Source organism: Coprococcus sp. ART55/1 (assembly GCF_000210595.1).
GTDB classification, from domain to species: Bacteria; Bacillota; Clostridia; order Lachnospirales; family Lachnospiraceae; genus Coprococcus; species Coprococcus aceti.
In genome coordinates this window covers 845,880-856,486 of the sequence record NC_021018.1, presented here as the reverse complement: position 1 = coordinate 856,486, position 10,607 = coordinate 845,880, and the positions used below count along the sequence as shown (strand labels likewise).

At 43.5% G+C, this 10,607-nt stretch carries 7 protein-coding genes; 2 read left to right on the top strand and 5 right to left on the bottom strand.

The window, feature by feature from the left end; all coding sequences use genetic code 11:
* Positions 1–1,605: transglutaminase domain-containing protein (locus CCU_RS04085; RefSeq protein ID WP_330369815.1), on the bottom strand; the 1,605-nt coding region annotated here is incomplete at its 3' end.
* Between the two features lie 416 nt (positions 1,606–2,021).
* Between CCU_RS04085 and CCU_RS04080 the strand changes: the two genes are divergently transcribed.
* Positions 2,022–4,058: a beta-galactosidase gene (locus CCU_RS04080; RefSeq protein ID WP_015533668.1), complete on the top strand. Its 2,037-nt coding sequence runs from the start codon at positions 2,022–2,024 to the stop codon at positions 4,056–4,058.
* 119 nt (positions 4,059–4,177) lie between these two features.
* On the opposite strand, the gene pap is transcribed toward CCU_RS04080, so the two are convergent.
* From pap to CCU_RS04060, 4 genes are all read right to left on the bottom strand, one after another.
* Positions 4,178–5,662 (bottom strand): polyphosphate:AMP phosphotransferase, encoded by a 1,485-nt coding sequence (gene pap / locus CCU_RS04075; RefSeq protein WP_015533667.1) that lies wholly within the window; start codon positions 5,660–5,662, stop codon positions 4,178–4,180.
* A 716-nt stretch (positions 5,663–6,378) separates the two neighbouring features.
* Positions 6,379–7,095 (bottom strand): Predicted glutamine amidotransferase, encoded by a 717-nt coding sequence (locus CCU_RS04070; protein ID WP_015533666.1) that lies wholly within the window; start codon positions 7,093–7,095, stop codon positions 6,379–6,381.
* On the bottom strand, positions 7,095–8,465 hold the full coding sequence (locus CCU_RS04065) for a Mur ligase family protein (RefSeq protein WP_015533665.1): 1,371 nt from the start codon (positions 8,463–8,465) through the stop codon (positions 7,095–7,097). The genes CCU_RS04070 and CCU_RS04065 overlap by 1 nt, the downstream gene beginning before the upstream one ends.
* 91 nt (positions 8,466–8,556) lie before the next feature.
* Positions 8,557–9,318, bottom strand: a complete 762-nt coding sequence (locus CCU_RS04060; protein ID WP_015533664.1) for a helix-turn-helix transcriptional regulator — start codon at positions 9,316–9,318, stop codon at positions 8,557–8,559.
* Positions 9,319–9,509: 191 nt separating this feature from the next.
* Here CCU_RS04060 and CCU_RS04055 point away from each other — a divergent pair, with 191 nt between their 5' ends.
* Positions 9,510–10,541 (top strand): glycoside hydrolase family 5 protein, encoded by a 1,032-nt coding sequence (locus CCU_RS04055; RefSeq protein WP_015533663.1) that lies wholly within the window; start codon positions 9,510–9,512, stop codon positions 10,539–10,541.
* Positions 10,542–10,607 lie beyond the last annotated feature (66 nt).

Sequence of the window (10,607 nt, the reverse complement as noted above, 5' to 3'; positions counted from 1 at the left end):
GATCTTGGTCTCACCGCAGTTTGTACAGGTGTACTTCTTGGTTCCTGTACTTGTGTAGGTCGGCTCCTTTGTCACCACTCCAGCATCCCACTTGTGGCTTATGCACATCTCGAATGTATACTCGGCATACTCCTTGTTATACTTGCTTGAATTGCTTGAATCCTTAGTTTTCTTTATATTAGGAGAATCTGTAATAAAATACACCAGCTTACCATACTGTTCTCCAAACGCATATAAATTATTTCCTGTTGAACTATTATACTGCGTTCGTATATTTATAAGCTCTGTAGGAGTTACATTTGTTGATGTTATATCTATCTTGTTCAAGCTATCCGGAGTCGTAAAATATAAATTATCACCTCGGAGATATATTGAACTGTAAACACCGGAATAATACCCACCACTCGGAGTTGTCCATTTTGCAGTGCCCGAATACAAAACCTTGCTTATGTTAGTCGAATACTGGTACTTATTTATGTTAAATGATGTTTTCGAACTGCCCTCACTTATGCTGTACCAATAACCGTCTTTATAAAAAATAGCTTTCTCAATACCATTCCAGAACTTACCACTCTCATAAGTGGTGTCCACCGCTGTCGTATATGTATCTCCCCACTGTGCGCTGACAACCATATCCGTTCTGTCCTTAGTATGGTTGATGAGTGTATTCTTATTCATTGTATCAAAGCTGACAAGGAAATAATCATGATATGATCTTCCAGGCATATCCCACACCGGATCATCCCATGTCGCATCTATGTGATACCATTTTCCATGTATCTTAACTATGTTCCACGCGTGATTGATATTTTCACTTGATGCGATTGCACATGAAAGACCAGCCTCTCTTAGCAGATAAAACATAGTCTCGGCATATCCCTGACACACACAACTATGTTTAACCAAAGCTCCATACATATCGTACCCGTGATTTGCAGCAATCGTTCCATTGAAATAATCCTCATATGCATATGCAACTGTGGATGTGAGATACTCATGATATGCAAGTACTATCTCTTCATCGCTCATTCCACTGGTATCTATCTTACTCTTGACTTCCTGAAGTGCAGCATCAAGCTCCTGCTGCTCCTCCTTTGCATTTGTCAAATATGTAAATGCTATTTTGGTGATTGAAGAGCCAGAAGTCCAATATGTATAGCCTCCCGATAGACTGATAAACTCGGGATGAGAATTGATAATAGATCTTACTGCCCCGTTATTAATATCGTCTCTCGTAAGGCCAAGTTCCGATACATCTATACTCGTCTGCCATGCCTTGATTCCTTCAACAATAAGCTTCTCAAGTGCTGTTGCATCATATGTAGATGCCAGTGAAGCCGCACCATCCTGCTGCTCAACGACAACGCCAAGTCCGCCTTTCTGCAAAGTGTCGTCCAGATCATCATACCCTACCGTAACCTGACTCTCATCTGAACTTACCCGTGTCTGATCAGATGCATATGCTCCCACTTTACCGCCTGTCAATAGCACAACCGCCGCTGAAAATGCCAAGGCACCGATACAGATTTTTCTGCTCAGCCCCCTTAACAACTCAGACCTTATACTGCCTGCCACCACTCTATATGATTTCCTCTTTTTTATCATAAAACTCCTCCTTAAACGATACGTTCCAACCTTATATTTCCGTTCATCCCTCAATACTTTTATTATATAGATTTTTGACACTGTTCGATAGCTTTTAACCTTACTTTTGTACATCTTGTAGGAATTGACAAATTGCGCAACTTTGAGCAATTCATGATATCTTATATCATAAGCAATTATATCTCTTATTTCAAGCCGTTTTTCTTAATTATATACAATATTGTCCTGATGAATGGCAGTGTATATATTTTGTGTATTTTGCACAAATTAAAATGTATTGTCAAATTACAATTGAATTATTTATCTATTTGTGCTACCTTTAAATAGTAAGCTGTGCAACCGTTTGCGCATATATTTTACACTAAAAACAGATAACATAGAGCACATTACCTTTATTTACAGGAGATGACAGATAAATGAACAAAAACAAACTTTTCCCACAGATAAATGGAATCCTACATGGAGGAGATTACAACGCAGAGCAGTGGCTTGACCGCCCCGACATCCTGGCGAAGGACATAGAGATGATGAAAGAAGCCGGCATGACTTCCGCTACACTTGGTGTATTTTCATGGTCAGCATATGAGCCTGTTGAGGGCGAATACCATTTTGACTGGCTGAAGGATGTTATGGACAACCTGTATAATGCAGGCATTTACACCGTTCTTGCCACGCCATCGGGCGGCAAACCGGCATGGATGGCACAGAAGTATCCTGAGATCAGGCGTGTGGATTCATATGACGTCAGGGAACATCAGGGCGTCCGTGAGAACCACTGCATGAGCTCACCTGTATACAGAGAAAAAGTTGCCAATATCATCCGTCAGCTCCACGCCCATGTGGGAAACCATCCGGGACTCATCATGTGGCATGTGTCAAATGAGCTTGGTGGCGAGTGCTACTGCCGTCTCTGTGTGAAAAGATTTCAGAATTACCTTGCAGAGAAGTTCGACCACGACATAAACAAGCTGAACAAAGCATGGTGGACCACCTTCTGGAGTCACTCATACAACAGCTTCTCACAGATTGAGCCGCCATACAAAAATGGTGATTTCAGTATCATGGGGCTGAACCTCGAATGGAAGAGATTTACCACATGGAACATGAACGATTACATGAAATCAGAGATAACGCTCCTCCGTGAACTCACCCCTGAAATACCTATAACAACCAACTTTATGCAGCTCTACGATGGTCTTGACTACAGACCAATGGCAAAGGAACTTGATGTGATCTCATGGGATTCATACCCTAGATTCCACAACGACTATGAAAGCCTTGCGGATGTCATGGGGCAGAACACATTTGACCACGCAGTCATGAGATCCATGAAGAAGGATAAGCCTTTCATGCTTATGGAGAGTGCTCCGGGGCTTGTAAATTGGCATCCATATAACAAACTCAAAAGACCGGGCATCCACAAGCTGTTCTCATACAACGCTATAGCCTGCGGTTCTGACACTGTTCAGTACTTCCAGTGGCGAAAGGGCAGGGGCTCATTTGAACAGTATCACGGTGCCGTTGTTGACCATCTCGGAACAAATGACACCAGAATATTCAAGGAGGTTGCCGCCCTCGGCGCAGAGCTTGATGGGCTCTCCGAGATAACCGGCACACTCATCAGATCAAAGGTTGCACTGCTGTTCGACTGGGACAATATGTGGGCCATAGATGATGTCAAGGCTCTGGGGCAGGAATCAAAAAAATATCCTGAGACCTGTATGTCTGTATACAAAGAGCTGACAAAGCGCGGCGTTGACGTGGACGTCATTGCATCCGATGAACCACTCGACGATTACGATGTGGTTGTTGCACCTATGCTCTACATGCTGAGAGATGGCGCAGCCGAGTCTCTTGCCGCATTTGTAAAGAGGGGCGGACAGCTTCTATCCACTTACTTTACGGGCTATGTAGACAAGGATCAGCTCTGTATACTCGGTGGATTCCCGGGAAATGGGCTTGCAGATGTATTCGGAATCATCAGTGAGGAGATCGATACTCTGTATCCATCCGACAGAAACAGCGTAACTTTCACAGATGGAAGTTCATGTGAACTCCGTGACTATGCGGAGATCCTGAGAGTTGGAACAGCGGAAGTGCTGGGAACCTACGATTCTGATTTCTATGCAGGGAATGCAGCAGTGACTGTGAACGGCTACGGCAAGGGCAAAGCTTACTACGTGGCTGCAAGAATAGATTACAGTAAACTCGGTGAGATCATGGAGCAGATGATGGTGAACGCCGGTATCGCCATAAAAGATCTCCCTGACGGAGTTCAGTATCACTGCAGATATGCAGATGACGGAACTGCATATGGATTTTACCTGAACAACACCAACGAACCTCAGACAATATCTGAAGTTCACGGAACCGACATTCAGACGAAGAATATATTTGATGGCAAAATGGAATTGGCTCCGTTTGGAGTATCCATCATCAAGGAAAATAATTAAATCTGATAATAACTTTTTCCTTCCTTAAACCTTTTTGAAAAAGGCGGTGATACTTCTGTTGTGTATCACCGCCTTATGTGTTCTATTTCCAGCATGGACTCTCAGTCCTATATGCATTTTTAGTTCTTTTCAACCTGCTCCAGCTTATCCTCTATCGCCTTGATAACGATCTTGAGGGCTTTTATTCTGGCATACTTCTTGTCATTTGACTCCAATATGTGCCATGGCGCAAAGCTGGTGTTGGTCTTTTCCAGCATCTCATCCACCGCAGTCTCATAGTCATCCCATTTGTCACGGTTACGCCAATCCTCATCTGTGATCTTCCAGCGTTTCTCAGGCGTGTTCTGCCTGAGTGTGAATCTCTCAAGCTGCGTGTCTTTGTCGATCTGAACCCAGAATTTGATGACTACAGCTCCCCAGTCGTGCAGTTCCTTCTCAAATTCATTTATCTCATTGTACGCCCGCTGCCAATCATTCTCCGAGCAGAAACCCTCAAGTCGCTCAACCATGACTCTGCCATACCATGTTCTGTCAAATATAGCCACATGCCCAGACTTTGGAAGTCTTGTCCAAAATCTCCACAGAAAATGCCTTGCCTTCTCATGCGGCTCAGGACTTGCTATAGGATTTACCACATAACCTCTCGCATCAAGTGCCTCCGCTATCCTTTTGATATTTCCACCTTTGCCTGCCGCATCCCAACCTTCGTAGCCTATGATAACAGGTATCCTCTTCTGGTAAAGCTCATTGTGCAGTCTGCCGAGTTTCTTCTGCAGCTTGTCAAGTTCCTCCTTGTACTCCTCATCCGTCAGTTTCTTGTCGAGAGACACCTCGGAAAGTTTCGGGATCTTCTTGAGCGCAAATGTATTCTGCAGTATAGGTACAGCATGCCCCTGATTGAGCAGCGCAGTCTCTATTCCCTGATTGATGATATCGAGTATCTGAAGTTCTGCCCATTTTCTCTCCTTTGCATCTATCATGTACCACGGTGCATTTGACAGATTGGTGTCATACATAAAGCTGTCAAATGCCTCAAGATACTCGTCATACTTTTTGTTCTGCTTCAGATCATGCTTAGACACTCTCCAGCTTGTAGTATCATCTTCAAGAAGTGTTTCAAGTCTCTTCTTCTGCTCATGCTTGTCTATCTGGAAGAAAAATTTCATGACCAGATATCCGTTGTCCGCCAGAGTCCTCTCAAATCTCTTGGTGCTGTCAACTCTCTTCCGGTATTCCTTGTCTGACAATTCTCCAGACATCTTGCCACCTACTATGTCCCTCATCCATCCACCATCCAGAAATACAAACTCCCCCTGTTCCGGTATTCTCGTAAAATACTTGTACAGGAATGGTCTGCGTTTTTCCTCGTCTGTGGAATATTTCACTGACTCAACGTTGAAAAATCTCGGATCCATATTCTTGATGATCCTTCCGACAAGACTTCCCTTACCTGCAGCACCCCAGCCTTCAAATATGACAAATACAGGTATCTTGCCTTCCTTTACCTTGATCTGATTGCGTGTCAGATTCTCTCTGGCGATCTTTAACCTCGCGTCTATCTCCTCATCCGATGGACGCTCCGGCTTGTTCCAGTCCTTTAACATGTAACCCACTGCTCCTTTCACATTGTCTCTTCATTTGTTTTTATGAATAATATACCCCGATTTACAGAAACTAATGCCGCTTCGCATTTACTAATACAAATGCCGCTTCGCGTCGCGCATTTTTCTTCTTGCTTTTGGCAGACTCGAACCCTCGCGCTGCCGCGCTCCATGTTCGGCTCCGCCGAACGGGTTCTCGTTGATATCGCAAGGAAAAAACAAATGCCGCTTCGCGTCGCTGTTTTTCTTCTTGCGATATCATTATACTACTTTCTTTTGAGTTGATACATCTGAAAAAACATTAAGATATGTGAGGAAAATGAATGTTGCGAAGGTAAAATTCATATGATATAATGTCAGCAACAATGAAACAAGAAATTCTGACATATGCTTTCCCAAAAGCATAACGAAAACCCCAGTAGTTGGCGCTACTGGGGTTTTCTCCGTCTTTTAAAGGCGACGTACTCCTTGGGCTGATTACCACTTACTTATCTCCGTCCAGCCACTGCGCTCCCCCTTTCCTAGCCTGTCTAGGGGTGGCAACATCTGTATTGTGACATATTATCTTTTTCTTTTCAATGGGTTTACATAACTATACAAAATGTATAGTTTTATACATTACTACATATAAAATCCCCGGCAGCATACTGACATGTGTCCTGGATTTCAGGTACATATCAAAGGCCACCGGGGCTTAATTATCACTATAATTCTCTATATTATGACAGCTCCAGATCAGGCTTGCCATACTCAGCAAGCTTCACATCATATGCCTTGCGCATAGCTGCCTCAAATGGTATCTCTTTCATAGGAGCATCCAGTTTTTCCAACAGATAATGTACAAAATCAGGATTCTGAATGAGCAGTGGTCCATGAATGTATGTCGCAATTACTCTGTTCTTGCAGATTCCCTCATTCATGGTATCAGGATTGCTGCCCTGTCCGATCTCCACCTTGCAGAATGTCATATCATCAGGTATTCCGTAAGTGTGGGCAAATCGGCTTGTGTATCCGATGAGTGTCATATCGTTGAACTTCGCCTTGATGAGCGTGTTGAAACGATTCGGAGCCTGGCGGACTGAGTACATGCCCGGAACAACGCCAAGTCCTGTAACTCTGGTTCCATCCTCTCTCTTGATATAATCACCAAGGAGTTCCATGGAATTGCCAACCAGAAGGAAAAGCGCCTTTCCATCCTTCATGCATGCTGCGATCTCGTCCTTGTACTGCATCAGTCTGTCAAGCACGAGCTCCTGGCTCTTCTCGCTCATGGAACACATATACACCATGTCTATATTCTCTTTGAGGAAGAGTGGCTTCTCATTAAGTCCTGTTGTCACAAATTCCGCATCCGGCAGACATTTCTGCAGGTACATTGTATTTCCTTTGTCACCGTAGAGTGTACATATTTCCGGATATAAAATCTCAATCTTCATTATTTGTCACCCTCCAGTCTCTTGATTATCTTCTTCTTCATCTCACATGACATTCCGTAATTCTCACAGTCGTACAGGATATATATTCTGTCAACACCATCTATAGTCACATCGTCTGCCGCAGCGACCTCGCTGAGATTTGTGAGTATCTTCTCCTCAGGGATACCAGCCAGTAAGCATCTCACCTTGTGGTCGTAGCATCTAGGTCCTGTGCAGATGACCTGTACAACATCATCCCTGTTGAACTGCTCATACTCCAGATCGTATATCCAGCCTGAGAACTCTATACTCTTCTGTCTGTCCTCAAGATCGTCCATCGCAAGGAGGATAGCCTTCTTGCCCTCCTCATTTGCCACATACTCAAATGTTCTGGATGAAGAAACCGCACTCTGTCCCTTTGAGAGCGCCTGGATTACTGTAACACCATTCACTGTGGTCTCGTTGTGGCGGGAATCCGGTATATGGATCTGACCCATGAGTTCCTTAATTCTCTCAGCCGAGAGACCGATCTCGCGCAGTGCAGATATAACAGTAACTTCATTATATATATTGAAGAGAGCTGTGTGGATCAGTGGATAAACTGTCTTCTTGTCTCCCTCCTGTATAGTAATTGTCATCTTCTCTCTGTCTATGTCGGTTGCCAGATACTTCTTGTCCGGGGAGTGAAGTCCACACTTCGGGCATACCACATCGCCGATGTGATGATATCTGAGGTAATTGTACTTCAGCTTCTCGCCGCAGTTAGGGCAGATCTGGTAATCCGCGATAAGGTTGTATGGCTCGGTCTTGTCATCAGGCTGCTTGCCGATTCCATAGAACACTCTGTAGCTGTCTTTCTTCAACATGCTTGAGCAAAGCTCGTCCGCATTCAGGATAACCTTTGCAGAATCAGGGCAGTAGGTATCTATGACACTGAAAATATAGTCAGGGTGAGCATTTCTCTTGAGTGAATCTCTGAAAAGTCCTGTTACAACAAGATAATCCGGCTTCACATATGGAAGTATCAGCCTTGAAGCACGCTCGTCCACCTCAAATACAGCGGCATCCACTCTGACCTTTCCCGTAAATGTAAGGCTGTTGATGACATTTGTCGTACAGCCAGGGACGATATTGGAACCTGTTCTGTTGCTGACAACTCTTCTTCCATCCTTCTCCAAAACATCAGTTATCAGGTTACTACAGGTGGTCTTACCATTTGTTCCTGTGACACATATCGTAAGCGGTGCTTTGGGCGCCTGTACCAGGAAATCCGGACATATCTTCAGGGCGATAACTCCAGGTGTATGCGTACCGTTCCTACCCAGGAGCTGGATGAGTCCCTTGCTCAGTTTTGCGGCTGCGAGAGCCACATGAAATCTAAAAGATGACATAGCTATTCATTCTCCTTATATATACAAATAAAACTCATGTAATTCTACAACCTTTGACAGATGTTGTCAATTATACCAGCACATAACAAGACTATGATTTCGCCTCTTTCCAGTGTTTCCTGTAATTTATCCTGCGATATGAATTCGGAGTCGATCCATATTTTGTCTTGAAGCATTTTGCAAAATAGCTTCCGCTGGCAAATGCCAGATATTGCGATATCTCCGTACAGGAAAAATCTGAATACAGAAGCATATTTCTGGCAGTCTGAAGCTTCTTCTCCATGATGTAATCTGAGATTGTCTGACCGACCTCCTTATGAAATAGTTTGCTCAGATAAGAGCGTTCCACTCCCACAAATTCTGAGATCTCTGTAATTTCTATTCTTTCATGCAGATGATCATACACATAGTCCATCGCCCTTACACAATGAGGTGATATAGCAGCTTTCTTTTTCACCTTTTTCATCCGCCTGGCATAGTCCATAATCAGTTGGTTATGTACATCTATGATCTGCCGTTCTGTCTGCGCCTTGTCCAGCTTATTAATATAGAAGTCACTGAGATTGTAACTCTCCATCTCCTCCATCCCCTCTTCTATGCAAAATCTGGAAATCATTGCCACTAGCACTATCTCGTGATATCTCCTATTGCGAACCTTGTCATCTGACAATATTCCTCTTGCAGCAAGAACAGCCTCATCCTCATCGCCTGTCAGCAACATTCCAGACAAAGCTTTCACATCACCGCTGCTCACAAGCTGATAAAAATCGAGCTCATTGTCGTATGTGGAATGTGCCAGTCCATATTCCCTCTGGACAAACTGCTGTTTTACTATCTCATTCGATATCTTCATTGTCTTTCTGCCTTTCCTCTGTGATATTCATATATCTCTATCACACATTTGTTATATAATTGACACATTTATTATATTCTCTTATCAACGCAAATGCTACTATAAAGTCACAGAAAACGAAACTGATAAGCACTCCCGAACGGCAAATGAGTGCAATATATAATTTATTATTTCACAGGAGGTTATGGTTTATGAGAAATTTAGACGGATTCAAAAAAGGAGTAAACTTAGGTGGATGGCTTTCACAGGGACCACTTGACAAGGAGCATCTTGACACATTTATCACAGAAAAAGATATTGCAAGAATAGCATCTTGGGGACTTGACCATGTTCGTCTTCCTATCGATTACGATAATTTTGAAAACGAGGACGGAAGTGATAAGGAATACGGCTACGCTTACATCGATTCATGCATTGAGTGGTGCCGGAAGTACAAACTCAACATGGTCCTTGACCTGCACAAGACATATGGATATATATTTGACGACGAGGCTCATCTTCTTGAATTCTTCCATGAGAAACCTCTTCAGGAAAGATTCTATGGAATATGGAGAAAGCTTATAGACAGATATGCTAAGGATGCAGACATAATGATGTTCGAGCCGCTGAACGAGGTCGTAAGTCCAACCGTTGTAAACGAGTGGAACGAAATATCAAGCAAATGTATCGAGATCATCCGTGCGAAAGCACCTACTGCCAAGATCCTACTCGGTGGGGTTGGCTACAATGCTGTTACATCTATAAAGCTTCTCCCTCATCACAACGATGAGAACATAGTTTACAATTTCCACTGTTACGAGCCAATGGTATTTACCCACCAGTCTGCTTACTGGGTAACAGGTATGCCTTCAGATTTTCATATCGAATATCCGGGGGATTTCAATGACTACATGGAGAAATCCCGCCAGATCGAAGGGTGTATGCATGGGGCCATCACCGAGAGTAGCCTTGGACTTAATTCCATCGGACCTGATTTGTTCGAAAAAATGTTTCTCGACGGCATCAAGGCTGTTGAAGAAAGAGACGGATTTATGTACTGCGGCGAATATGGTGTTATAGATCAGGCACCACTTGACGGAACTCTGAACTGGTACAAAGATATCCATTCTGTATTTGAAAAGTACGGAATAGGCCGCGCCGCATGGAACTACAAAGAAAAAGACTATGGTCTTGAAGGCGAACACTACGCTCCTATCATCGATGAGCTTGTCAAATATATGTAACGTGATTTAATTTACGATAAAACCTTCCATTTTTATAAACGGAGCCGGTTCTCACTCATAGAGAAC